Origin of the sequence: Burkholderia sp. LMU1-1-1.1 (assembly GCF_040675865.1) — a bacterium.
GTDB lineage: Bacteria > Pseudomonadota > Gammaproteobacteria > Burkholderiales > Burkholderiaceae_D > Rugamonas.
On sequence record NZ_JBEGHG010000013.1, the window covers coordinates 67,563 to 89,700 of the forward strand.

Consider the following 22,138-nt stretch of genomic DNA (forward strand, 5'->3'; position numbering starts at 1 on the left):
AATCTAGGGCTGCAATCCCCACGTATCGACGAATTTGCGTATGCCGTTGGGATGCGCCTTCTTCCACGCCTCGAACTCGGGGCGGTAGGATTCCTTGTACCGCAATATCAGAAGCCCCGCCTCCAGCTGATCCGCCTTGGCCAGTGTGTGCATGGCGATCAGGCCTGGATCGGTGAGCGCGCCGCCACCATTGGCCGCGATTTCGTCTGCCACGTTCATGGCCGCCTTCCAAACCGCCAGCTCCATCGCGAACGGCGTGGTGGTGGTCTTTTCCTGACGGTCCTTGAGGCGGATATTCGCCTCGCTCACCCCCACCATCAGCCACACCGCGCCATCGGGTTTCTTCTGCTCGGCCGGATCGCTGAATGCCGGATCGAGCCTTACCGTTCCCTTTCCGGTAGCCGGATCAAGCAAGGCGCTGGCCTTACGCACCAGGCCCAAAGGCTGTAGCGGCGTGCCGTTCGCCGCCCGCAGGTGCGCCAGCTTGCCCCAGTTGGGCATCTGGCTCGGTTGCGCGGCGATCCCGTTCAGCAGCGCCTCCTCGGCGGCGGCGCGCTTGCCCTGATATGCCAGCGCATCCGACAAGAAGCGCCATCCCTGGCTATTGAGCGGCTCGATCGTCACGCCCTTGCGGAACAGCTCCTCCGCCTCGGCATATTTTTTCTGCGCGAAGTAGCAATCGCCGGCGTAAATCCAGGCGGTGGAATACAACGGGTCGGCCTGCGCCGACTGCATGTACTTTTCCCGCGCCTCGTCCAGTTTTCCGGCGATGAAAAGCTGCTCGCCTTCGTGCTTCAGATTCAACGCCTGCTCGGTCGGCTCGTGCAGCGGCGCCGGCTTTTCCTCGGACAGCATCCGCAGCACCTCCTGCGCGATCGGATCGCGCGGCGCCAGCTTCAACGCCCGCTGCGCGAACGCCTCCGACTGCGCGCGCCATTCCAATTTTTTCGCGGCGTCGTTCTGCAGGATCGATAAAAAATAGAGCGCGTTGGCCAGCTTCGACAACGGCACCGAGGATGTCGCATCGGCCTTCATCGCCGCCTCATAGCTGCGAATCGCCTCGGCGGGCTTGCGCTGGAAGAGCTGCGTGTCCCCCTCCTGCACCAGCGCGGCGGCGGCGTCGTTGATGGGCACCTGCGCGGAAGCCATGGGAGCAAAGCACAGCAGCGAGAACGACAAAGACAGAGACAGCGACAGCGCGCGCAACTTATTCATCATTCAATCCCATTTTTTGGCAAGGTTGAATTTATTATAAGTGCTTTCGCCAGCAAGACGGGGATCACCAAGACGGGGGTCAGGTCCGACATTCGGACATTTGGGAACTTTTAAGCGTTGAAAAAGTTCCTCATTTTGGCCTTTTGTCCGAATGTCGGACCTGACCCCGGGGTTGTTACAGCGACAGGCGTGCGCGGGCGGCGTCGTATTCGGCTTTCAGGCGCGCGACCATTTCTGCGGTGGTCGGTACGTCGTCCATCAGGCCCACGCCCTGGCCGGCGCCCCAGATGTCGCGCCAGGCCTTGGCGCTGCCGGAGCCGAAGTTCATCGAGCTCTTGTCGGCCTGCGGCAACGCGTCCGGATCGAGGCCGGCGTTGATGATGGATTTCTTCAGGTAGTTGCCGTGCACGCCGGTGAACAGGCTCGAATAGACGATGTCGGCGGCCGACGATTCGACGATGGCGTCGCGGTAGTCGTCGCTGACGTTCGATTCCTTCGTCGCCAGCCAGCGCGAGCCGATGTAGGCGAAGTCGGCGCCCATCGCTTGCGCCGCCAGGATCGCGTCGCCGGTGGCGATCGCGCCGGACAGGGCGATCGGGCCTTTGAAGAACTTCCGCACCTCGCCCACCAGCGCGAACGGCGACAAGGTGCCGGCGTGACCACCGGCGCCGCTGGCGACCAGGATCAGGCCATCGACGCCCGCTTCCAGCGCTTTTTCGGCGTGGCGGATCGATACGATGTCGTGCATGACGATGCCGCCATAGCTGTGGATCGCGTCCAGCATCTCCTTCGGCGGCGCGCGCAGCGACGAGATGATGATCGGGACCTGGTGCTTGACGCAGACTTCGACGTCATGCGCCAGGCGGTCGTTCGATTGGTGGACGATCTGGTTGACGGCGATCGGGCCGACGCGCTTGTCCGGATTGGCCATCTGGTAGTCGGCCAGTTCCTTTTGCAGGTCGGTCAGCCAGACGTCGAGCGTTTCCGCCGGGCGGGCGTTCAGCGCCGGGAACGAGCCGACGATACCCGCCTTGCACTGAGCCGCCACCAGCGCGGGGCCGCTGGCGATGAACATCGGGGAGGCGATTACGGGGAGTGAAAGATTTTGCAACGCTGCAGGCAGGGCCATGGCGAACTCGCTGACGTAAGTTGATCGGGGTGTGACGGTCTCAGACGATTATAAGCCGGAAATAGTACGATCGTGCCAAAAATAGGTGGATTGCTCTAGAGTTTGTACCAGGCCGGCGGCGGCTCGGTGGCCGATTACGCGCTTCGCGCTAATCCGCCCTACGTGGATCGCGTGGTATTCGAGGTCGGGGGGAAAACTACGCACACGGCCACCGGCCGAGAATTCGGCGCGGATACACGTAGGGCGGATTAGCGCAGCGTAATCGGCCAAGTTCCGCCAGCGACTCATGCATTAAGTAAGTACTCACCCTCAATGCGGGCCGCGAGGCTTCTTACCAGCTGTTTTACCGCCCATGCTCCCAGCGCCTCCGGCGTCTCCTTCAAAAACCGCGCGTTGGCGGTCTCGAACACCGGCATCGCCAGCAGCAGCGCCGGCACCTCTCTCAACGCGATCCGCTGCCGCTCCAAAAGCAAAAACTTCAGCAGCACCTTGATCGCGTTCTGGGCGTTGCGCACCGGGTCCGCCTCCAGATACGCCAGCCGCGACCTGGCCCGCGCCAGCGCGCCCGCCACGTCGCTGAACGGCCGTCCGTGCCCCGGAATCACCAAGCGCACATCCAACGCCGCGATCACGTCGAGCGTGGCCCGTTCCTCGGCAAAACCGGATTCGCCATCGAGTTCCGGGAAGATCACGCCGAAGCCGTTCTCCCACAACGCGTCGGCCGACACCAGCACCCGCTCCGCCGGGCAGTAAAAAATCAGCGAATGCGGATCGTGCCCCGGCGCGCCCAGCGCCCGCCACTCCATGCCGCCCAACGCCAGCACCTCGCCCGGGGCGATGGTGGTGTCGAAGGTGAATCGCTCGCAGCGCTGGCCCGTGGCCTTGAAACTGAGCGCGTCGACGTCCCAGTCCCGCACCTTGTCCGCCTCGGCGGCCGGAACGGCGACGCGGCTGCCATAGTGCGCCTGCAGCGTGGCGTTGCCGCCGCAATGGTCGGAGTGTAGATGGGTGTTGAGCACCTGGTCGAGATGCCGCCCTTGCAGCGCGTGCCGCACCAGTTCCAGCGTTTGCGGCGCGTGGGTCAGGTAGCCGGTGTCGATCAGGGCCGTGTCGTCGCGTCCCAACAACAGCACGTTGTTGGAGGACAGCCAGCCCCGCTCGAACACCTGGATCGAGGCCGGCAGCGCGTTCATTGCTGGAAATCGTCGTCGAAATCGACCGTCAGCTCGCGCCGGCGGATCTCGGCCCAGACGCCTCGCTTGTAGTCGTCGTCCGCCTTGGACCAGTTGACGATTTCTTCGATGGTGCGCAGGCATCCCATGCAATAACGGCGCTCGGCATCCATCTTGCACAGGCTGACGCAGGGCGACGGGACGGGGGTGGCGAGCTCCGGAGCCGCGCCCGGGACTGCTAAGTTAGTTGGATCACTCATGGCGACATTATGGACCGAATGCGCTTGACTTGGGGAACGCGAAGCCTATACTACCATCCATGTAGATGGTAACCAGATGGAGACGTATGGCTAAGCAAGAACTAAAACTGAAGACCGCCGAGTCGGAAAAGATCACGATCAACCTCGGTCCCATCGACCTTGGGCAGATCGATTTGCTGGTGCAGGAGGGGTTTTACTCCAATCGCACCGATTTGATCCGGACGGCGATCCGCAATCAGTTAAACGAGCACGCCGAAGTGGTGAAGCAAACGGTGGCGCGCAAAAGTCTGGTGCTCGGAATGCAACATTACACCCGCTCCGATCTTGAAGCGGTGCAGGCGGCCGGCCAGCGGCTGCAGATACAGGTACTTGGTTTGGCCAGTATCGCCAGCGACGTTTCGGTCGAACTGGCGCTGGCGACCATCGATTCGATTTTTGTATTAGGTTCGCTACACGCCAGCGCCGTGATCAAAACCGCGCTGGCCCAACGGATCCACTAAAGGACAGCTATGAAATTACCGTTTATGTCGAGCGTGCGCAGTGCCGCACAAAAGCTCATTAGCAAGGGCGCCACGGCCGCCGTGCAAAAAGCCATGGAGAGCATGCTCGAACTGCAGCAAAAACAGCAGCAACAAAGGGCCGCCGGGCCGCAACCGGCATCGCCGTCGGCGGCCCAACCGTCGGCGCAACCCCATATGCGTGACATTAACCCGCCGCCCGAATACGTGGCGCCGCGTTCCGCGCCCCAGCCGGACGCCGACAGCGCCCGCGTGCACGCCGAATCGACGGCGAAACCGGCCGCGAATCAGAATGCGAAGGCTGCTGCCGAACCGCAGCCGCAGGCCGCGCCGGCGAGCACGCCCAATCCCGCCACCAGTCCGACCGAATACGCGCAGGATATGCTGAACCGGATGGGCATCAAGATCGATCTGCAGTCCAACTTCGGCATGGACATGGGTTCGATCATGAATCCCACCCAGGCCGCGCCGCTGCCGGAAGGCGCGAAGTTCATCAGCGGCAGCTACGCCAACCACGCCGGCAGCCGCAATTACAAGTTGTATGTGCCGTCGACCTACACCGGCCAGGCCATGCCGCTGCTGGTGATGCTGCACGGCTGCACGCAGAACCCCGACGATTTCGCCGCCGGCACGCAGATGAACCAGGTGGCCGAGGAAATGGGCTGCTTCGTCGCCTATCCGGAGCAGACCGCCGGCGCCAACCACTCGAAGTGCTGGAACTGGTTCAACGCCATCGACCAGCAGCACGGCCAGGGCGAGCCGTCGATCATCGCCGGCATCGCGCAGCAGATCATCGACGAGTATCCGGTCAACGAGCGCCAGGTGTATGTGGCCGGGCTGTCGGCCGGCGGCGCGATGGCGGTCATCGTCGGCACCTTGTATCCCGAGCTGTTCGCGGCGGTGGGCGTGCATTCGGGCCTGCCGTTCGCCTCGGCGCAGGATTTGCCGTCGGCGCTGAGCGCCATGAAGCGCGGCGCCAAAAGCTCGCCCAAGGCCGGCAACGGTTCGCAGCCGATCATCGTGTTCCACGGGGACAGCGACACCACGGTCAATCCGCGCAACGGCGAGCAGGTGATCGAGCAGCGCCTGCACAGCCACAAAGGGGCGCCGTCGATCCAGTCTGGCAGCGTGCCGAATGGATATCGCTACACGCAGACGACGCACACCAAGGCCGACGGCTCGCCGCTGGGCGAGCATTGGGTGGTGCACGGGGCGGGCCACGCATGGTCGGGCGGCAGCTCCCACGGCACGTACACCGACGCCAAGGGGCCGGACGCCAGCCGCGAGATGTTGCGGTTTTTCCGGACCGTGAGTTAGTCGGTTGATTGGCCCCCATCGGCCCGGGAATGGTCGGCGATGTGCTGCTTCAGGCACGCCGGGCACCAGCAACTGGCGCCCGGCGCCGACGGCACCGGCAGCGATGCCGGCAGATAGGTGCACCAGCAGGGCTGCGCGGCCGCGGCGGGATCGGCGTCCACCATGGCGCACGAGAATTCAGCGCCGCAGCGCGAGCAGGTACTCATAGGGCGGCAAGTTGACTGGTCATGCGGTTCAGCGTATCGGATGATCTCGGAAAATACAACCGGATAGCCCTATAATGCGTAACTGATCGCAGCGATCGCAGCCGCAGGCTGTAAAATTGCACAAAATTTTTAACCGGACTCGCCATGACCCAACTGACTAACCTTAACTTAGGCATGAATGACGACTTGACCGCGGTATCGCCGCAGATCAAGGCGCAGATCCTGGCTGAGGCCCTGCCCTACATCCGCAATTTCCATGGCAAGACCATTGTCATCAAATACGGCGGCAATGCGATGACCGACGAGCGCCTGAAACACGGCTTCGCACGTGATGTCATTTTGCTCAAATTGGTGGGCATGAATCCGGTCGTGGTGCACGGCGGCGGTCCGCAAATCGACAACGCGCTGAAAAAAATCGGCAAGCAAGGCACCTTCGTGCAGGGCATGCGCATCACCGACGAAGAGACCATGGAAGTGGTGGAGTGGGTGCTCGGCGGCGAGGTCCAGCAGGACATCGTGATGCTGATTAATCACTACGGCGGCCAAGCCGTCGGCCTGACCGGCAAGGACGGAGGCCTGATTCGCGCCAAGAAGATGGCGATGCCGGACAAGGAAAACCCGGGCCAGTTCCTCGACATCGGCTTCGTCGGCGAGATCGACGCGATCAACCCGGCCGTGGTCAAGGCGCTGCAGGACGACGCCTTCATCCCGATCATTTCGCCGATCGGCTTCGGCCAGGATGGCCAGGCTTACAACATCAACGCCGACGTCGTCGCCGGCAAAATCGCGGAAATCCTGAAGGCCGAAAAGCTGATCATGATGACCAACATCGCCGGCGTTCAGGACAAGCAGGGCAATCTGGTGACCGACCTGTCCGCGCGCGAGATCGACGAGATGTTCGCCGACGGGACGATTTCGGGTGGCATGCTGCCTAAAATTTCATCAGCGCTGGACGCCGCGAAGTCCGGTGTCAACACGGTTCACATCATCGATGGGCGAATTGAACACTCTTTGTTGCTCGAGGTGTTGACCGAACAGGCATTTGGAACTATGATCCGGTCTCACTGAAAAAACGGCGATGCACGTTTAGCCGCGTTTTTGAGTGCATCGCCACACCAGTACGCCCTTTTAGCTCAGTGGTAGAGCACTCCCTTGGTAAGGGAGAGGCCACGTGTTCAATCCACGTAAAGGGCACCACTTCCCCGGTTTCACCCCTCCCCCAGCACCCTCCCCCGCTTGTCTTGACTATTTAATAAATCCGCTCCACCGTCATGCCGCGTTGGCGCAGCAGTTCCGGCACGCTCCCCTTGCCGATCAAATGCAGCACGCCGATCGCCGCCACGCTGTTGTTTTCGCGCGCCATCAGCTTGATCATGCTGTCGGCCAGCGCCGGATTGCGTCCGTCCAGCAGCACCTTCTGCACGAAGCGGCCGGAGAAGCTGTCGTCGCGCTCCGCCTGGGCGGCCAGCGCGTCGAGCGCCTTGGCGTCGGCGTTGCGCCAGGCCTCGGCGATCTCGCGCGCCTGCTTGACCTGTTCCTTGTCCTCGATGCCGGCGATGGTCTCCTGCAGGAACAGCAGCTGCTCTGCCGGCGACAGATTGCCGAACAGGCCCATCTGGCCCTCGGGCGATTCCAGCTCGATGACTTTCTGGCCACGGTCGTGCGCCTGTTTGGCCAGGTGCGCGTCGACCGCCTGCGCGGCGTCGTAGCCCTGGCTGGCGAATTCGCTCACCGTCAGCAGGCTGGCGAGCAGCCATGGCTTCATCGCCGCCACGGTCTGCGGCTCGATCTGATACTGCTTGAGCAAAGCGTCGAGCCGGCGCCGCCATTCCGGCGACAATGCCGGCGCCGCCGCGCCGGGGCCCACCAGTCCATACTTCTGCACCGCCCGCGCCAGTTTTTGCGGATCGCCCAACGGATCGATTTCCAGCGCCAGCACGGGGGCCTGCTTCAACACGCCGGCCACGCGCGGCTCGAGCGGGTAGAACTCCTTCGAGCCGACGTGGATGGTGCCGAACAGGTATAGCGCATGTTCGCCGTTGCGCACCTTGAACAGCGCGCCGCGATTGGGCGCCTGCCTCTGGTCCGCCGCCTGGTCCGCCGCCCACGCGGGGCCGAGGGCAAAGCAGAACAAACTGCAGAACATCACTATAATCTGGCGTCGCATGGCTTCCTTTGTTGATTGGTCTCCCGTGAATATTACTCGTAACCCGCCCGTGTGGTTGTTCGATCTCGACAATACACTGCACAACGCCTCCCACGCCATCTTCCCCGCGATCATGGCGAACATGAACGTCTATATCGCCCGCGTGCTGGGCGACGGCGTCACGCCGGCCGGCGAGGACGTGGTCAACGCCGCGCGCACCAAGTACTGGCGCCGCTACGGTGCGACGATACTGGGACTGGTCAAGCACCACGGCGTGATCCCGGCCCATTTTCTGCACGAGACCCACGCGATCGCCGAGCTGACGGAGATGATCCGCGCCGAGCGCGGACTGCGCCAGCTGATGCGCCGCCTGCCCGGGCGCAAAATCCTGCTGACCAACGCGCCTCACCGCTATTCGACGCAGGTGCTGCGCCATCTGGGCCTGCACCGCGAATTCGGCCACCACGTCTCGGTCGAGTCGATGACCGTGCACCGGCAGATGCGTCCCAAGCCGTCCAAGCTGCTGTTGCGCAAACTGATGCGCCGCCACCGCCTGGCGCCGGAGCGCTGCATCCTGGTCGAGGACACGCTGGCCAATCTGCGCAGCGCCCACGCGCTCGGCATGCGCACCGCGTGGATCACCCAGTACCTGACCATCGGCGACACCGCCGGCCTGGCGCATCCCCAAAAAAGGTTAATTCGCCCCGCTTATGTCGATGTCAAAGTAAAATCTGTCAGGAATCTGCCGGCACGCCTGCATCATCTGCGCTGATTCACCTCTTTTTTCGACACCTATCCGCGAGATCACATGGCAAGCACACCGCCGGGCCAGCGCCGCCTTGAAATCCTCCGAGCGCTGGCGGAGATGCTGGAACAGCCCAAGGGCGACAAAATCACCACGGCCGCGCTGGCGCGCAAGCTCGAGTTTTCCGAGGCCGCGCTGTACCGGCATTTCGCCAGCAAGGCGCAGATGTTCGAGGGACTGATCGAATTCATCGAATCCACCGTCTTCGGCCTGATCAACCAGATCGCCGAGCGCCAGGCCGACGGCCTGACGCAGGCGCGCGACATCGTCGGCATGCTGCTGCAATTCGCCAGCCAGAATCCGGGCATGACGCGGGTGCTGATCGGCGAGGCGCTGGTCAACGAGGACGAACGCCTGCAGCTGCGCATGAACCAGTTCTACGACCGCATCGACCTGGCGCTCAAACAGGCGTTGCGGCAGTCGGTGGCGGAGGGCCAGGCGCACGAGAACGAGGTGCAGGCGCGCGCCGGCATGCTGACCAGTTTTGTCATCGGCCGCTGGCACCGTTATGCCAAGAGTGGATTCAAGAACAACCCGTCGCAGGACGCCCCGCTGCAAATCGCGCTGCTGTTATCGTAATGGAAATGAACGCTGGATGTTTCGCACTGCTGGACGACGCCAGTCCCGGCAACGGCCGTGAAGGAGAGGCTGCGCAATCCGCGCCCTCGCGTTCGCGCCTGTACACCGTCCATCTGGGCACGCTGCGCTGCGACGACATCGGCCAGTGGCCGCAAGTGCTCGAACAGATGCGCGCGGCGCTGACGCGCGGCGAGTACGCGGTTGCCTTGTGCGCCTATGAGCTGGGCGCGCAGCTGCTCGATATCGGCACCTCCCCGCCGGCCGGCGCGCCGCTGGCGCCGCTGGCGCAAATACTGCTATTCAAGGATTGCGCATCGCTGACCAACGCCGAAGTGGGCGACTGGCTGGCCGCGCGCTCGTTCCCGATCGACCGGCCGGCCGGCATCGCCGACATCCGCGCCAACATCGACCGCCAGGCCTTCGACGCGGCGCTGGCGCGCATCCACGACTACATCGAGGCGGGCGACACCTACCAGGTCAACTACACCTACCGGCTACGCTTCGACGCCTTCGGCGGCATCCACGCGCTGTACGCGCGCCTGCGCGGACGCCAGCCGGTGCCCTACGGCGCGCTGGTGGGGCTGGAGGACGGCTCGGCCATCCTGTCGCTGTCGCCGGAGCTGTTCGTGCGCCACGAGGACGGCGTGCTGACGGCGCGGCCGATGAAGGGCACCGCGCCGGCCGCGCCGCCGGCGCAGGCGGCCGAGAACATCCTGCGCGCCACCGTGCTGGCGGCCGATCCGAAGAACCGCGCCGAAAACCTGATGATCGTCGACCTGCTGCGCAACGACATCGGCCGCATCGCCCGCACCGGCAGCGTGAAGGTGCCGGCGCTGTTCGAGGTGCACCGCTACAGCAGCGTGCTGCAAATGACGTCGACCGTGACCGCCGAACTGCGCGACGACGCCTCGCTGGCCGACATCTTCGAGGCGCTCTATCCGTGCGGCTCGATCACCGGCGCGCCCAAGCGCCGCACGATGGAGATCATCGGCGAGCTGGAACCGGACCCGCGCGGCATCTACACCGGCGCCATCGGCTGGTTCGATCCCGACAAGGAAGGCAAGGTCGGCGACTTTTGCATGTCGGTGCCGATCCGCACGCTGGCGCTGGGCGCGCCGGACGGCGTCGACGGTGTGCGCCGGGGCGAAATGGGCGTGGGCGCCGGCATCGTCTTCGACAGCGACGCCGCCGGGGAGTACGCCGAGTGCCAGTTGAAGGCGCGCTTCCTCACCGGCCTGAAAAACGACTTCGAAATCTTCGAGACGATGTACGCCACGCCCCAGGGCGGCGTGCGCCACCGCGCGCGCCACCTGAAGCGCCTCGCGGCGTCGGCCGCCTACTTCGGCTACGCGTGGGACGAGGCCGCGGCCAACGCCTATCTGGACACGGCCTGCCACATGCTGGCCGACGACGCCCACCAGCCGCCGGCGGCCGGCACCGCCTATCGACTGCGATTGGCATTGGGTTCATCGGGAGCGTTCTCGGTGCAGCACGCGCCGCTGGCGCCGTTGACGCAGCCGGTGCGCGTGCTGCTGGCCGGCGACGCCACCGCCTCCGGCGACCTGTTCCTGCGTCATAAAACCAGCGTCCGCGCCCGCTACGACGCCGCCTGGCGCGACGCCGAAGCGCAGCGCGGCTTCGACACGCTGTTCTTCAACGAGCGCGGGGAACTGACCGAGGGCGGACGCAGCAGCGTCTTCGTGCGCATCGACGGCCGCTGGCTGACGCCGCCCCTGGCCTGCGGCGTGCTGCCCGGCGTGATGCGCGGCGTGCTGCTCGACGATCCCGAATGGAACGCCAGCGAAGCGGTGATCACGCGGGCCATGCTGGAGCGCGCGCAGGACATCGTCGTCTGCAATGCCCTGCGCGGCGCGATGAAGGCGACGCTTTAGAGATCGACGATCATCTCGAAACCGCCGTAGATCATGCGCTTGCCGTCGAAGGGCATGCTCTTGGGGTCCATGAATTCGGCCAGGCGCGGATCCTTCATGACCTTCTCGTTGATTTCGTCGCGCTTGGCGCGCGACTCGTAGACGATCCAGGAAAACGCCACCACTTCGTTTTCCTTCAGGTCCACGCTCATCGGAAATGAGGTGACCTTGCCGGGCGGGACGTCGTCCCCGATGTTCTCTCGAAATTCCAGCGCGCCGTATTCCTTCCAGACCGCGCCGCAGGCCAACGACATTTTTTTGTACGCTTCGATGTTCTCCTTGGGTACCGGAATCACAAATCCATCGACGTATGCCATGATTGTCTCCTAGTTATTGGGTGAACAATCAGATTAGTCAACTAACCACCAGATGACAAGCGACATAGCTTAGGGTGAATCAATACGGCGATATATATCAGGCGACGTCGACAAACCGCTTCCGATAGGCGCCCGGCGTGGTCGCGGCCAGCCGGCGGAAATGATGCCTCAGGGATTCCTCGGAGCCGAAACCGGCCCGCTCGGCGATCTGCGCCAGCGGCACGTCCGGCACTTCCAGCATCTCCTTGACGATCGCCACCCGCTCGCGGATCAGCCACTCGACCGCGCCCATTCCCGTTGCCTGTTGGAACTGACGCTGCAAGGTGCGCGGACTCATCGCGGCGCGCTCGGCCATGCTGGCGACCGTGTGCGGACGCTCCGGATGGCTGCGCAGCCAGTCCATCAGTTTCGATAGCCTGCCCTGCCCGCCCTGCGCCATCGGCCGCGGCAGGAACTGCGCCTGTCCGCCCTCCCGGTGCGGCGCCACTACCAGCCGCTGCGCCACCAGATTGCCGACGCGGGCGCCGTGGTCGCGCCGCACCACGTGCTGCAGCATGTCCAGCCCGGCGGCCGAGCCTGCGGCGGTGATGACCTGGCCGGTGTCGACATACAAATGGTCCGGCTGGACGTCGATGTCCGGATAGCGCTTGGCCAGCTTGTCGGCGTAGCGCCAGTGGGTGGTGGCGCGCCGCCCGTCCAGCACGCCGGCGGCGGCCAGCACGAAGACGCCGGAACAGATCGAGCACAGGCGGGCGCCACGGCGGTGGGCGGCACGGATCAGCTCCAGCAGCGCCGGCGGCGGCGGTTCGTCGGCGTCGCGCCAGCCGGGGATGACGATGGTGTCGGCCAGCGCCAGCAACCCGGGCGCATACGGCGCCTGTACGACGATGCCGCCAGCCGCGCGGATCGGCCCCGGCTCGACGGCGCAAACGGCGAAGTCGTACCAGTCGACGTCCAGCTCGGGGCGCTCGAGGGCGAACAGTTCGACCGTGCAGCCGAACTCGAAGGTGCACAGCCGGTCGTAGGCCAGTGCGACAACGAGATGTTTTTTCATGGCGTGATCTTAACGCAGAATGGCGGATGCGCCACTGACGGCGGTGACAGGGCGGGCGCAGAATGTCGTTGCCGATTCAAATTACCAATGAACCAAGAACTCATTCACCAAGGAGATAACAATGCCAACCAAATCCCTCGTCAGCGCCATCCCGGCCGCCCCCAGCGCCGCCGCCCTGGCCCACTTCGAAGCGAGCTTCAGCTACGAAACCGATTGCTGGGACGTGCACGACGCGCTCGCCGGCGGCAAGCAGGATTTCGTGTTGCTGGATATGCGCGGCACGGAGAAGTACGCGGCCGGCCACGTGCCGGGCGCGCTGGATCTGGCGCACCGCAAGATCATCGGCTCGAAGGTCGCCGAATTCCCGGACGACACGCTGTTTGTCGTCTACTGCGCCGGCCCGCACTGCAATGGCGCGGCGCGCGCCGCCGTGCGGCTGGCGCAATTGGGGCGGCCCGTCAAACTGATGGCGGGCGGCATCACCGGCTGGCTCGACGAAGGCTTCGCCCTCGCCACCGCGCCGGCCGGCGACCCGCACGAGGATTGATTACATCGCCAGCGCTTTTTCGACCGCGCCGACCAGCTGCTTGTCGTCCGGTTTGACTTTGCTGCCGAAGTTATCCACCACCTTGCCGTTGCGGTCGATCAGGTATTTGTGGAAGTTCCAGGCCGGCGCCTTGCCGGTCGCCTTGATCAGGCTGGCGAACAGCGGATTCGGCTCCTTGCCCGACACCACCGACTTGGAGAACATCGGGAACTTCACGCCATAGGTGTTGTAGCAGAAATCGGCGATTTCCTTGCTGCTGCCCGGCTCCTGTTGGCCGAAGTCGTTGGACGGGAAACCCAGCACCACCAGCCCCTTGCCGCCGTACTTGGCGTACATGGCCTCCAGGCCCTCATACTGGTTGGTGAAGCCGCAGTACGACGCGGTGTTGACCACCAGAATCACCTTGCCCGAGTACTGGCACAGGTCTTGCGGCGCCTCGTCCTGCAGACGCTTGAACGTTTGCTTGAGGATGGCCGGGCAATTGGCCGGCGCGGCCGTTGCCGCCGGCGCGGTCCCGGCCGCGACGGCGGGGGCTTGCGCGAACGCCGAGGCGCCCGCCAACAAGGTCAGCGAGGAAACTACGCACAACTGGGCAATGATCTTGGACATGGTCGAGGTCGCTAAGAGTAAAAAAATCATTCTATGCCAATCCGCCGGACCTTGCCTGAAGAGCATGCGAAATCGCAAACATCGCGCAAACATCGGCATTCCTTTGACCGGGATTAAGCGAGCGCGACCCTAGTAACCCACACTGGGTATCCGCTTTAAACTGGGCCGGATAGGAGGTGAACATGCGTACTTTCTGCTTAGCACTGCTGCTATTTGCCGCCGCCCAGGCCATGGGCCCGGCATGGGCGCGGGCGCCCGCGTCCGCACCGTCGGTCGCGTTGCCGTACATGAAAGCGGAACAGGTCACGGTCTCGGGCATCTCCTCCGGCGCCTACATGGCGGTGCAGTTCCAGGTGGCGTTTTCCAGGACGGTCAAAGGGGCCGGCATCATCGCCGCCGGCCCCTATTTCTGCTCGCGCGGCAATGTGCTCACCGCCACCACCGTCTGCAGCTGCACCAACGACGTATTCCCGTGCCGGGTCGCCCCGGGCGCCACCCGCGTGCGCGAACTGATCGCGGTCACCGACTGGTTTTCCGCGCTGCAAGCGATCGATCCGACCAGCGCCATGGCCGGACACCGGATCTGGATGCTGTCGGGCGGCGCCGATACCGTCGTGCCACAGGCGGTCGTCGACGACCTGCAAAGTTTCTACCAGCACTACGTCGCGGCGAATCGTATTTTCTACAAGCGTGATTTGCCTGCCCAGCACGCAATGCCGACGGACAACTTCGGCAATGCCTGCGCCACGCTGGCTTCGCCGTTCATCAACAATTGCGGGTTCGACGCGGCAGGGGAATTGCTGAAGTGGATCTATGGGCCGCTGACGGCGCGCAACACCGGCCGCCCGGCGGGCCGCTTCATCGTTTTCAACCAGGCGGAATTTCTGACGCATCCACGCTTGCACGGCATGGCCGAGAGCGGCTATCTGTATGTGCCGCCGGCCTGCGACAACGCCGGCAACAACGGCTGCCGGCTGCACGTGGCGTTCCACGGTTGCCTGCAGGACCTGGAGGAGATCGGCACCACCTTCGTCGAGCGGGCCGGCTACAACGCCTGGGCCGACAGCAACAAGCTGATGATCCTGTACCCGCAGGCGGCCTCGATCGGGCAGTACAGGAACCCCAACGCCTGCTGGGATTGGTTCGCCTACGACGATCTGCGCTACCCGCAGAAGGGCGGCCGCCAGATGACGGCCGTCAAACGCATGGTCGACCGGTTGACGGGCGGGCCGGCGGCCATGATACCGACGGCGCCGGCGGCGCCGCCCGCTAGATGCCGCCTAGGCAAATGTACTTAACCACCAGGAACTCATCGATGCCGTGGTGCGACCCTTCGCGGCCCAGGCCCGACTGCTTGACGCCGCCGAACGGCGCCACCTCGTTCGAGATCAGCCCGGTATTGACGCCGACGATGCCGCATTCCAGTCCCTCGGCCACGCGCCAGATGCGGCCGATGTCGCGCGAGTAGAAGTAGCTGGCCAGGCCGAACTCGGTGTCGTTGGCCAGCGCGATGACTTCCTCGTCGGTCTTGAAGCGGAACAGCGGCGCCAGGGGGCCGAAGGTCTCCTCGCTGGCGACCAGCATGTCCTTGCCGATGTCGGCGATGACGGTCGGCTGGAAGAAGCTGTGGCCCAGCGCGTGGCGCTTGCCGCCGGTGAGCAGGCGGCCGCCCTTGGACAGCGCGTCGGCCACGTGCTCCTCGACCTTCTGGACGGCCTTCTCGTCGATCAGCGGGCCTTGCGTGACGCCCTCGTCGACGCCGTTGCCGACCTTGAGTTTTTCGACGGCGGCCACCAGTTTTTCGGCGAATTGTTCGTACACCCCGTCCTGCACATACAGGCGGTTGGCACACACGCAGGTCTGGCCGGCGTTGCGGTACTTGGAGGCGATCGCGCCTTCGACGGCGGCATCGAGGTCGGCGTCGTCGAACACGATGAACGGCGCGTTGCCGCCCAATTCCAGCGACAGCTTCTTGATCGTCGGCGCGCTTTGCTCCACCAGCAGCCGGCCGATGGCGGTCGAGCCGGTGAAGGTCAGCTTGCGCACGATCGGATTGGAGGTCATTTCTCCGCCGATGTCCCTGGAGGCGCCGGTCAGCACGCTGAACACGCCCGGCGGCACGCCCGCGCGTCCGGCCAGTTCGGCCAGCGCCAGCGCGCAGTACGGCGTCGCCTCGGCCGGCTTGAGCACCATCGGGCAGCCCGCCGCCAGCGCGGGGCCGGCCTTGCGGGTGATCATCGCGATCGGGAAGTTCCACGGCGTGATCGCCGCGCACACGCCGATCGGCTCCTTGGTCACCAGCAGGCGGCGGTCCGGCCACGGCGACGCCAGCGTCTCGCCGGCCACGCGCTTGGCTTCCTCGCCGAACCATTCGATGAACGAGGCGCCGTAGGCCACCTCGCCGCGCGACTCGGTCAGCGGCTTGCCCTGCTCCGCCGTCATCAGCAGCGCCAGGTCGTCGGTGTTTTCCAGGATCAGGTCATTCCACTTGCGCAGAATGGCGGCACGCTCCTTGGCGGTCTTTTTGCGCCAGGCCGGCCAGGCGGCGTTGGCGGCGTCGATGGCACGCCTGGTTTCGGCCGCGCCCATGCGCGGCACGGTGCCGATTTGCTCGCCGGTGGCGGGATTGGTCACCGGATGGGTCTCGCCGTTGTCGGCGTCGCTCCAGACGCCGTTGATGTAGGCTTGCTGGCGCAGCAGCGTGGGGTCTTTCAGTTGCAGCATCGGTCGGTCCTCCTCATGCAAAGAATGACTATGCCATAGACCGCGCCGGCGTGATTTACACTACGGTGAACGAGGACAGGTCCGGGTGCGGCGGCGGATAACTCAGATTCATGCCTTCCAGCGTCTCCAGCAGCAGGCTGGCGATCACCAGGTTGCGATGCGTCTTGGAATTGGCCGGCACGATGTACCACGGCGCGTGCGGCTGGTCGGTCTCGCGGATGGCTTGTTCATAGGCGCGCTGGTATTCGTCCCATTTCTTGCGCTGGTCGATGTCGGTGGGGGCGAACTTCCATTGCTTGTCCGGATCGTCCAGCCGCTCCTGCAGGCGCTCGCGCTGCTCCTCCTTGGAGATATGCAGGAACACCTTGACGATGACGGTGCCGGTTTCGGCCAGCATGCGCTCGAAATCGCGGATCTGCGCGTAGCGGCGCTTGCACTCCTTCTCATCGATCATGCCCTGCACCTTGGTGATCAGCACATCCTCGTAGTGGCTGCGGTTGAAGATCGCGATCTGCCCCTTGACCGGCACATGCTGGTGCACGCGCCACAGGTAGTCGTGGGCCAGCTCCTCGTCGGTCGGCGCCTTGAAGGCGGCCGCGCTCACGCCCATCGGGCTGACGCCGCTGAACATCGCGCGTATGGTGCCGTCCTTGCCGGAAGTGTCCATCCCCTGCAGCACCAGCAGCACCTTCTGTTTGCGCTGGGCGTAGAGCATGTTCTGCAGGTCGGAGATGCGTTTGATCAGCGCGTCGGTGCGCTTGATGTCGAGCGCCTTGCCCTTGGACTTGCTCAACTCGGGATTGGCGGCGCGGCTGGAGAAGGCGCTGTCGCCGGCGTCCTCCTCGCGCAGTTTTTGCTTGGCGGAGGCGCGGAAGTGCTGGCGGGCGTTATGTGTCATGGCGTCGATTCGGTTTATATGGTTTAGCTAGAATATCATTTCGCCGCCAGTCCGGCTGCCCGGTAGCCCCACCACGCCGCCTCCTCGAACACCGAGAAGCCCGACAGGTCGGCATGGGCGAACAAAATCGGGCCGTCCACCTCGCGCAAGGCCTTCATGCCGGCGTTGGCGCGGAAGTTGGGCCATGGCGCCGCCATCGCGTGGCCGCGCAAAGTGATATCCACCCGCTCGACGCAGGACGCGAACCGCGCGCCGTAGGCGGTTTTGAGGTCGGCGCTGGCCAGCGCCAGCAATTCCTCCGGCTTGGCGGCCGCCATCCAGTGCCGGGCGCTGCTCGGTTTGCGGTCGGACAGCGCGATGTAGGCGCTGAAGACGGTCTTTTCCGGCGGCCGCACGCGGATATCCTGATGGGTGGAGACGACATAGCCCAATCCCGGCTCGCTGTAGACGACGTTGTCCCACGACAGCGGCGGCGAATGCGGCCCTTCCTGCAGCTCCTGCGGAAAACGCTTGAGCAGGAAGTTGGCGACCATCCACGGCGCGTATTCCGGGATATGTTTGGCCGGATCGAAACCATAGGCGGCGATGTTATCCACAACCCGCGCGGCCACATACACCGGCATCGCGCAGATGGCTTTGCGCGCGCGCACCAGATAGGTGGACGGTTTGCCGTTTTCGAGCTTGAAGCACAGGGCCTCGACGCCGTCCGCCGTTGTTTTCAGCGACACCACGGTGCCGGCCACCCGCTTGATGCCCGAGGCGCGCTCCATGCCGGTGGCCAGCGGTTGCAGGCCGCCCGGCCACGTCAGCCAGGTGCCATTGCCGGCATTGGCGGCCTGTCCCCAGCGGCTGCAGTAGTAGTGCAGGCCGGCCCAGGCCGAGACCTTGTCGTAGCGGGTGCCGTAGTCGTCGCGGCAGCAGTAGTTCAGATACCAGTGCAAGGTCGGCGAGCGATAACCGCTTTGCTCCAGCCATTGCTTGAGCGTGATGCGGTCCAGCGCCTGCCATGTCGGGTCCTCGGACGACATCACCGTTGGGAACACGAACACCCGCCGGCCATCGGCGCCGTGGGTTTGCCGCAGGCGTTCCACTTCGGCGAAGAAGCGCGTATGCTCGTCGATCTCCCATTGCGGCACGCCCTCGGTCGGCATGAAGCCTTCCTGCCACTGGCCGTTGTATAGCAGCCGCTCCTCCGGCGCGTGCAGGATGAAGCGCTCGTCGTAGTAGGGCTTCTCGCCCATCGGGTCTTTTTGGATGATGCCCAGATCGGCCAGGATCTCGCGCACGTGCACCGATTCGGGCGACGGCAGCGGCAGGTAGTGGGCGCCGGTCGGATATTCGAACTCGCCGAAGGCGCCGCCGGCGGCGTTGCCGTGCGGTTGCGGGCCGTCGACCATCAGCATGTCGGTCTTGCCGAGCTTCTTGAGCTTCCACGCGGCGGTCAGGCCGGCGATGCCGGAACCGAGGATGGCGATATCGGTTTGCAGCACCTGCGACGGCGGCGGCAACGGCTTGCGGTCTCTTAGGAAATGGCCCTCGTCGCGGCCCGGATAGTGCAGCGTGGGCGTGATCTCCTGCCAGCGCTGGAAAGCCGCGACGCTGCCCGCCCCCGCCAGCCCGGTGGCGCCGGCCCACACAAGGAAAGATCGGCGCAGCATCAGCGTATCACCCGTCGCCAGTCCTGCTCGAACTCGTGCACCAGCGATTGCGTATTGAGCCGGTTGGGCTCCATCGGCAGCCGCTTCATATCGGGCGGGAAGATGAACATCTCGCGCGTGGTGTCGGCGTTCAGGTAGCGCATCGGCAAACGGTACTCGGCGGGCGGCGTGTATTGCGCCTGGGGCGTGGCGAGGATGAAGCCCCATTCGCCGAACGACGGCACGTAGGCATGATAGGGATAGGTCTTCATGCCGACTTCGCGCAGGGTGGCGTCGATGGTCCAGTAGGCGTGCGGCGCGAAGAACGGCGACGTCGATTGCACCGTCATCAGGCCGTTGGCCGCCAGGTGCTTGCGCACCATGCCGTAGAACGGCACCGAATACAGCTTGCCCAGCGCGAAGCTGGACGGATCGGGGAAGTCGACAATGATGGCGTCGAACATATCGTCGTTCTCGCGCAGCCACAGGGCCGCGTCGGCGTTGACCACGCGCACCCGCTTGTCGCTGAGCGAGCCGCCATTCAGCTTGACCAGCTCCTCGCGGTTGGTGAAGGCGCCGGTCATCGCCGGATCCAGGTCGACCAAGGTCACATGCTCGATATTCTTGTAGCGCAGGATCTCGCGCAACGCCAGGCCGTCGCCGCCGCCCAGCACCAGCACCCGCCTCGCCCACGGCAAGGGCTGCAGCACCGGATGCACCAGCGCCTCGTGATAGCGGTACTCGTCGCGCGACGAAAACTGCAGATTGCCGTTGATGTACAGACGCAGATCGTCCTTCCAGCGCGTGACCACCAGCCGCTGATACGGCGTGGTGGTGGCGAAGACGATTTCGTCGCCGAACAGGCCATGCTCGCCCCAGTAGGTCAGCTTGTCGGCCGACGCGAAGCCGGCCACCAGCACGAACATCACGGCCGACGCGCGCAGCATGCGGCCGGTGACGTTTTTAAGCTCTGTGCGAAACACGCGAATTGTCCACAGGGCGACGCCGACATTGAGCATCCCGAACAGGAAACCGGTGCGCACCAGGCCGAGGGTCGGCGCCAGCACCAGCGGGAACAGCAGCGACACCGCCAGCGCGCCCAGATAGTCGAAGGTCAGCACCTTGCTGACGATTTCGCTGAAACCGGTCTGGCGCGCGTTCAGCGCGCGCATCACCAACGGCACCTCCATGCCGACGAAGGCGCCGATCAGGAACACCATCACGTACAGCATGGTGCGGAAAGGCGCCGCCATCCACGAAAACGTCAGGAACAGGATCGCCGCCGACATCCCGCCGACGAGGCCGACCGCCAGTTCGATATCGACAAAGCGCGCCAGCACATCCTCGTCGAGCACATACTTGGAAAAGTGGGCGCCGACGCCCATTGCGAACAGGTAGCATCCGATCACGGTGGAGAACTGCAGGATGGAGTCGCCCAGCAGGTAGCTGGACAGGGCGCCAGCGATTAATTCGTACGCCAGGCCGCAGGAAGCGACCACAAACACGGACAATATAAGAATCTTTTTGTTCATTTGGCTCTTTTGCACTAATATGCTTCAGCGTTAGTAACTTAACCACAAGGTCAACACTTTACCCCACTGAGAGCGCGCCGTGCCCGCCATCCTAAACTATCTGATACACCTTCTACTGGCCGCCGTGCTGCTGGCCGTCTTTTTCGTCGTGTACACGCGCACGACGCCGGCCAACGAGGTGCTGCTGATCCGCCAGGGCAACCAGGCGGCGGCGCTATCGCTGGGCGGCGCGTTGATCGGTTTTTCAATCACCGTCGGTTCGGCGCTGATGCATACTGCGAATTACCAGGAGTTCTTCGCCTGGGCCTTCGGCGCGATGCTGGTGCAGGTGCTGGCCTATGCCATCACGACGCGGGTGCTGAACATGTCCAAGGACCAGATCGAGGCGAACAACACCGCCTTCGGCGGCCTGCTGGGGGCGATCTCCATTTCCATCGGCGTCATCAACGGCGCCTGCATTTCCTAATTTAGTCAAACCAAAGCGAGGACCATCATGGGCATCGGCAGCTTTATCAAGAAGCAGTTTATCGACGTACTGCAGTGGAACGAGGAAGTCGACGGCGTACTGGCCTGGCGCTATCCGATGCAGGATTTCGAGATCCAGAACGGCGGCGTGCTGGTGGTGCGCGAGTCGCAGATGGCGGTGTTCGTCAACGAGGGCCAGGTGGCCGACGTCTTCGGCCCCGGCACCCACAAGCTGACCACGCAAACCTTGCCGATCCTGACCAACCTGAAAAACTGGGACAAGCTGTTCGACTCGCCGTTCAAGTCGGATGTCTATTTTTTCAGCACCCGCGTGCAGACCGGCCGCAAATGGGGCACGCCGCAGCCGATCACGATCCGCGACAAGGACTTCGACATGGTGCGCGTGCGCGCCTTCGGCATGTATTCGTACCGTGTGGCCGATCCGCGCCTGTTCTTCAAGGAGATCAGCGGCACGCGCGAGGCCTACACCCGCGACGAGGTGGAGGAGCAGCTGCGCGGCATCCTGATGGCGACCATGGCCAGCTCGCTGGGCGGCGCCCAGGTGCCGTTCCTCGACATGGCGGCCAACCAGGCGCTGATGGCGCAGCAGGTCAAGGGCGACCTGTCCACCGCATTCGGCCGCTACGGCATCGGACTCGACGAATTCAACGTCGCCAGCGTCAGCCTGCCGGAGGAACTGCAGGCCGCGCTCGACGAGCGCATCTCCGCCGGCATGAAGGGCGGCATGAGCGCCGACAAAATGGCCGGCTTCACGCGCTACCAGGTGGCCAGCGCGATCCCGATGGCGGCGTCCAACGAAGGCGGCCTGGCGGGCATCGGCGCCGGCCTGGGCGCCGGCATGACGGTCGGCCAGATGATGGGACAGGCCATGGGGCAGACGCTCGGCGCGGCTCCGGGGGCTCCCGTGGCGCCGGCGGCGGCGGCGCCGGCCGAGGACTCGATCGAAAACCGGCTGGAAAAGCTCAAAGGACTGCTCGACAAGGGCCTGATCTCGGCCGCCGACTACGACAGCACCAAGGCCGAACTGCTCAAAAAACTGATCGGCTGATAAGGACA

At 64.4% G+C, this 22,138-nt stretch carries 23 protein-coding genes and 1 tRNA gene; 11 read left to right on the forward strand and 13 right to left on the reverse strand.

What is annotated here, in order from left to right; translation table 11 throughout:
- Positions 1 to 3: 3 nt before the first annotated feature.
- The 4 genes from MRBLMU1_RS14580 to MRBLMU1_RS14595 all read right to left on the reverse strand — a co-directional run bounded on the left by MRBLMU1_RS14580 (position 4) and on the right by MRBLMU1_RS14595 (position 3,776).
- The gene (locus tag MRBLMU1_RS14580; protein ID WP_363502530.1) at positions 4 to 1,206 is read right to left on the reverse strand and encodes a tetratricopeptide repeat protein; all 1,203 of its coding nucleotides are present in this window, start codon (positions 1,204 to 1,206) and stop codon (positions 4 to 6) included.
- Positions 1,207 to 1,390: 184 nt separating this feature from the next.
- Positions 1,391 to 2,344 carry an NAD(P)H-dependent flavin oxidoreductase gene (locus tag MRBLMU1_RS14585; RefSeq protein ID WP_363502532.1) on the reverse strand — a complete coding sequence of 318 codons (954 nt, stop codon included), beginning with the start codon at positions 2,342 to 2,344 and terminating at the stop codon, positions 1,391 to 1,393.
- A gap of 284 nt (positions 2,345 to 2,628) precedes the next feature.
- The gene (locus MRBLMU1_RS14590) at positions 2,629 to 3,537 is read right to left on the reverse strand and encodes an MBL fold metallo-hydrolase (RefSeq protein ID WP_363502534.1); all 909 of its coding nucleotides are present in this window, start codon (positions 3,535 to 3,537) and stop codon (positions 2,629 to 2,631) included.
- The gene (locus MRBLMU1_RS14595; RefSeq protein WP_315221241.1) at positions 3,534 to 3,776 is read right to left on the reverse strand and encodes a DUF1289 domain-containing protein; all 243 of its coding nucleotides are present in this window, start codon (positions 3,774 to 3,776) and stop codon (positions 3,534 to 3,536) included. Before MRBLMU1_RS14595 ends, MRBLMU1_RS14590 begins: the two co-directional genes overlap by 4 nt.
- Positions 3,777 to 3,862: 86 nt before the next feature.
- Here MRBLMU1_RS14595 and MRBLMU1_RS14600 point away from each other — a divergent pair, with 86 nt between their 5' ends.
- Together MRBLMU1_RS14600 and MRBLMU1_RS14605 are read left to right on the forward strand one after the other, a co-directional pair.
- Positions 3,863 to 4,276: a CopG family transcriptional regulator gene (locus MRBLMU1_RS14600; protein ID WP_090324081.1), complete on the forward strand. Its 414-nt coding sequence runs from the start codon at positions 3,863 to 3,865 to the stop codon at positions 4,274 to 4,276.
- 9 nt (positions 4,277 to 4,285) lie between these two features.
- On the forward strand, positions 4,286 to 5,611 hold the full coding sequence (locus MRBLMU1_RS14605; RefSeq protein WP_363502537.1) for an alpha/beta hydrolase family esterase: 1,326 nt from the start codon (positions 4,286 to 4,288) through the stop codon (positions 5,609 to 5,611).
- Here MRBLMU1_RS14605 and MRBLMU1_RS14610 read toward each other — a convergent pair.
- Positions 5,608 to 5,817, reverse strand: coding sequence for a cysteine-rich CWC family protein (locus MRBLMU1_RS14610; RefSeq protein WP_363502539.1), 210 nt, complete (start codon positions 5,815 to 5,817; stop codon positions 5,608 to 5,610). The genes MRBLMU1_RS14605 and MRBLMU1_RS14610 overlap by 4 nt on opposite strands.
- A gap of 174 nt (positions 5,818 to 5,991) precedes the next feature.
- On the opposite strand from MRBLMU1_RS14610, the gene argB reads away from it, so the two are divergent.
- Entirely contained in the window at positions 5,992 to 6,885 is an 894-nt protein-coding gene (argB, locus tag MRBLMU1_RS14615) for an acetylglutamate kinase (RefSeq protein ID WP_090324085.1), read from the forward strand.
- 54 nt (positions 6,886 to 6,939) lie between these two features.
- Positions 6,940 to 7,014: transfer RNA gene (locus tag MRBLMU1_RS14620), tRNA-Thr, on the forward strand.
- A gap of 52 nt (positions 7,015 to 7,066) precedes the next feature.
- Here MRBLMU1_RS14620 and MRBLMU1_RS14625 read toward each other — a convergent pair.
- Positions 7,067 to 7,984, reverse strand: a complete 918-nt coding sequence (locus tag MRBLMU1_RS14625) for a TraB/GumN family protein (protein ID WP_363502541.1) — start codon at positions 7,982 to 7,984, stop codon at positions 7,067 to 7,069.
- Here MRBLMU1_RS14625 and MRBLMU1_RS14630 point away from each other — a divergent pair.
- Genes MRBLMU1_RS14630 through MRBLMU1_RS14640 form a run of 3 tightly spaced genes read left to right on the forward strand, consistent with a single transcriptional unit; the run spans position 7,983 to position 11,239 of the window.
- A complete protein-coding gene (locus MRBLMU1_RS14630) occupies positions 7,983 to 8,735 on the forward strand; it encodes an HAD-IA family hydrolase (protein ID WP_363502543.1) in 753 nt (250 codons plus the stop codon). The two genes, MRBLMU1_RS14625 and MRBLMU1_RS14630, sit on opposite strands and share 2 nt — an antisense overlap.
- Before the next feature lie 36 nt (positions 8,736 to 8,771).
- Positions 8,772 to 9,347, forward strand: a complete 576-nt coding sequence (gene slmA / locus MRBLMU1_RS14635) for a nucleoid occlusion factor SlmA (protein ID WP_363502545.1) — start codon at positions 8,772 to 8,774, stop codon at positions 9,345 to 9,347.
- 5 nt (positions 9,348 to 9,352) lie between these two features.
- Complete coding sequence (locus tag MRBLMU1_RS14640; RefSeq protein ID WP_363502547.1) at positions 9,353 to 11,239, forward strand: chorismate-binding protein; 1,887 nt, start codon at positions 9,353 to 9,355, stop codon at positions 11,237 to 11,239.
- Here MRBLMU1_RS14640 and MRBLMU1_RS14645 read toward each other — a convergent pair.
- Both MRBLMU1_RS14645 and ftrA read right to left on the reverse strand, forming a co-directional pair.
- Positions 11,236 to 11,595, reverse strand: coding sequence for a DUF1428 domain-containing protein (locus MRBLMU1_RS14645; RefSeq protein WP_363502549.1), 360 nt, complete (start codon positions 11,593 to 11,595; stop codon positions 11,236 to 11,238). The genes MRBLMU1_RS14640 and MRBLMU1_RS14645 overlap by 4 nt on opposite strands.
- A gap of 97 nt (positions 11,596 to 11,692) precedes the next feature.
- Complete coding sequence (gene ftrA / locus MRBLMU1_RS14650; RefSeq protein ID WP_363502551.1) at positions 11,693 to 12,649, reverse strand: transcriptional regulator FtrA; 957 nt, start codon at positions 12,647 to 12,649, stop codon at positions 11,693 to 11,695.
- 121 nt (positions 12,650 to 12,770) lie between these two features.
- Between ftrA and MRBLMU1_RS14655 the strand changes: the two genes are divergently transcribed.
- Positions 12,771 to 13,196: a rhodanese-like domain-containing protein gene (locus tag MRBLMU1_RS14655; protein ID WP_363502553.1), complete on the forward strand. Its 426-nt coding sequence runs from the start codon at positions 12,771 to 12,773 to the stop codon at positions 13,194 to 13,196.
- Here the strand turns inward: MRBLMU1_RS14655 and MRBLMU1_RS14660 are convergent, their stop codons facing one another.
- Positions 13,197 to 13,805 (reverse strand): glutathione peroxidase, encoded by a 609-nt coding sequence (locus tag MRBLMU1_RS14660; RefSeq protein ID WP_363502555.1) that lies wholly within the window; start codon positions 13,803 to 13,805, stop codon positions 13,197 to 13,199.
- 182 nt (positions 13,806 to 13,987) lie between these two features.
- Here MRBLMU1_RS14660 and MRBLMU1_RS14665 point away from each other — a divergent pair, with 182 nt between their 5' ends.
- Positions 13,988 to 15,103, forward strand: a complete 1,116-nt coding sequence (locus MRBLMU1_RS14665) for a PHB depolymerase family esterase (protein WP_363502557.1) — start codon at positions 13,988 to 13,990, stop codon at positions 15,101 to 15,103.
- Here MRBLMU1_RS14665 and gabD read toward each other — a convergent pair.
- Genes gabD through MRBLMU1_RS14685 form a run of 4 tightly spaced genes read right to left on the reverse strand, consistent with a single transcriptional unit; the run spans position 15,075 to position 20,596 of the window.
- The gene (gene gabD, locus MRBLMU1_RS14670) at positions 15,075 to 16,529 is read right to left on the reverse strand and encodes an NADP-dependent succinate-semialdehyde dehydrogenase (RefSeq protein ID WP_363502559.1); all 1,455 of its coding nucleotides are present in this window, start codon (positions 16,527 to 16,529) and stop codon (positions 15,075 to 15,077) included. The two genes, MRBLMU1_RS14665 and gabD, sit on opposite strands and share 29 nt — an antisense overlap.
- 55 nt (positions 16,530 to 16,584) lie before the next feature.
- Positions 16,585 to 17,427: a polyphosphate kinase 2 family protein gene (locus MRBLMU1_RS14675; RefSeq protein WP_363502561.1), complete on the reverse strand. Its 843-nt coding sequence runs from the start codon at positions 17,425 to 17,427 to the stop codon at positions 16,585 to 16,587.
- Between the two features lie 35 nt (positions 17,428 to 17,462).
- Complete coding sequence (locus tag MRBLMU1_RS14680; protein WP_363502563.1) at positions 17,463 to 19,085, reverse strand: NAD(P)-binding protein; 1,623 nt, start codon at positions 19,083 to 19,085, stop codon at positions 17,463 to 17,465.
- Positions 19,085 to 20,596 (reverse strand): polyamine aminopropyltransferase, encoded by a 1,512-nt coding sequence (locus MRBLMU1_RS14685; protein WP_363502565.1) that lies wholly within the window; start codon positions 20,594 to 20,596, stop codon positions 19,085 to 19,087. The genes MRBLMU1_RS14680 and MRBLMU1_RS14685 overlap by 1 nt, the downstream gene beginning before the upstream one ends.
- A 79-nt stretch (positions 20,597 to 20,675) precedes the next feature.
- On the opposite strand from MRBLMU1_RS14685, the gene MRBLMU1_RS14690 reads away from it, so the two are divergent.
- Together MRBLMU1_RS14690 and MRBLMU1_RS14695 are read left to right on the forward strand one after the other, a co-directional pair.
- Complete coding sequence (locus MRBLMU1_RS14690; RefSeq protein WP_090324111.1) at positions 20,676 to 21,062, forward strand: DUF350 domain-containing protein; 387 nt, start codon at positions 20,676 to 20,678, stop codon at positions 21,060 to 21,062.
- A 27-nt stretch (positions 21,063 to 21,089) separates the two neighbouring features.
- Entirely contained in the window at positions 21,090 to 22,130 is a 1,041-nt protein-coding gene (locus MRBLMU1_RS14695; RefSeq protein ID WP_363502567.1) for an SPFH domain-containing protein, read from the forward strand.
- Positions 22,131 to 22,138 lie beyond the last annotated feature (8 nt).

Bases quoted from the DNA above. Each gene is read 5' to 3' on its own strand.
- MRBLMU1_RS14685 (WP_363502565.1), bottom strand. From the start codon at position 20,596: ATGAACAAAAAGATTCTTATATTGTCCGTGTTTGTGGTCGCTTCCTGC.
- argB (WP_090324085.1), top strand. From the start codon at position 5,992: ATGAATGACGACTTGACCGCGGTATCGCCGCAGATCAAGGCGCAGATC.
- MRBLMU1_RS14595 (WP_315221241.1), bottom strand. From the start codon at position 3,776: ATGAGTGATCCAACTAACTTAGCAGTCCCGGGCGCGGCTCCGGAGCTC.
- MRBLMU1_RS14590 (WP_363502534.1), bottom strand. From the start codon at position 3,537: ATGAACGCGCTGCCGGCCTCGATCCAGGTGTTCGAGCGGGGCTGGCTG.
- MRBLMU1_RS14665 (WP_363502557.1), top strand. From the start codon at position 13,988: ATGCGTACTTTCTGCTTAGCACTGCTGCTATTTGCCGCCGCCCAGGCC.
- MRBLMU1_RS14605 (WP_363502537.1), top strand. From the start codon at position 4,286: ATGAAATTACCGTTTATGTCGAGCGTGCGCAGTGCCGCACAAAAGCTC.
- MRBLMU1_RS14630 (WP_363502543.1), top strand. From the start codon at position 7,983: ATGGCTTCCTTTGTTGATTGGTCTCCCGTGAATATTACTCGTAACCCG.
- gabD (WP_363502559.1), bottom strand. From the start codon at position 16,529: ATGCTGCAACTGAAAGACCCCACGCTGCTGCGCCAGCAAGCCTACATC.
- MRBLMU1_RS14610 (WP_363502539.1), bottom strand. From the start codon at position 5,817: ATGAGTACCTGCTCGCGCTGCGGCGCTGAATTCTCGTGCGCCATGGTG.
- MRBLMU1_RS14680 (WP_363502563.1), bottom strand. From the start codon at position 19,085: ATGCTGCGCCGATCTTTCCTTGTGTGGGCCGGCGCCACCGGGCTGGCG.
- ftrA (WP_363502551.1), bottom strand. From the start codon at position 12,649: ATGAAAAAACATCTCGTTGTCGCACTGGCCTACGACCGGCTGTGCACC.
- MRBLMU1_RS14600 (WP_090324081.1), top strand. From the start codon at position 3,863: ATGGCTAAGCAAGAACTAAAACTGAAGACCGCCGAGTCGGAAAAGATC.
- MRBLMU1_RS14655 (WP_363502553.1), top strand. From the start codon at position 12,771: ATGCCAACCAAATCCCTCGTCAGCGCCATCCCGGCCGCCCCCAGCGCC.
- slmA (WP_363502545.1), top strand. From the start codon at position 8,772: ATGGCAAGCACACCGCCGGGCCAGCGCCGCCTTGAAATCCTCCGAGCG.
- MRBLMU1_RS14660 (WP_363502555.1), bottom strand. From the start codon at position 13,805: ATGTCCAAGATCATTGCCCAGTTGTGCGTAGTTTCCTCGCTGACCTTG.
- MRBLMU1_RS14645 (WP_363502549.1), bottom strand. From the start codon at position 11,595: ATGGCATACGTCGATGGATTTGTGATTCCGGTACCCAAGGAGAACATC.
- MRBLMU1_RS14675 (WP_363502561.1), bottom strand. From the start codon at position 17,427: ATGACACATAACGCCCGCCAGCACTTCCGCGCCTCCGCCAAGCAAAAA.
- MRBLMU1_RS14585 (WP_363502532.1), bottom strand. From the start codon at position 2,344: ATGGCCCTGCCTGCAGCGTTGCAAAATCTTTCACTCCCCGTAATCGCC.
- MRBLMU1_RS14695 (WP_363502567.1), top strand. From the start codon at position 21,090: ATGGGCATCGGCAGCTTTATCAAGAAGCAGTTTATCGACGTACTGCAG.
- MRBLMU1_RS14640 (WP_363502547.1), top strand. From the start codon at position 9,353: ATGAACGCTGGATGTTTCGCACTGCTGGACGACGCCAGTCCCGGCAAC.
- MRBLMU1_RS14625 (WP_363502541.1), bottom strand. From the start codon at position 7,984: ATGCGACGCCAGATTATAGTGATGTTCTGCAGTTTGTTCTGCTTTGCC.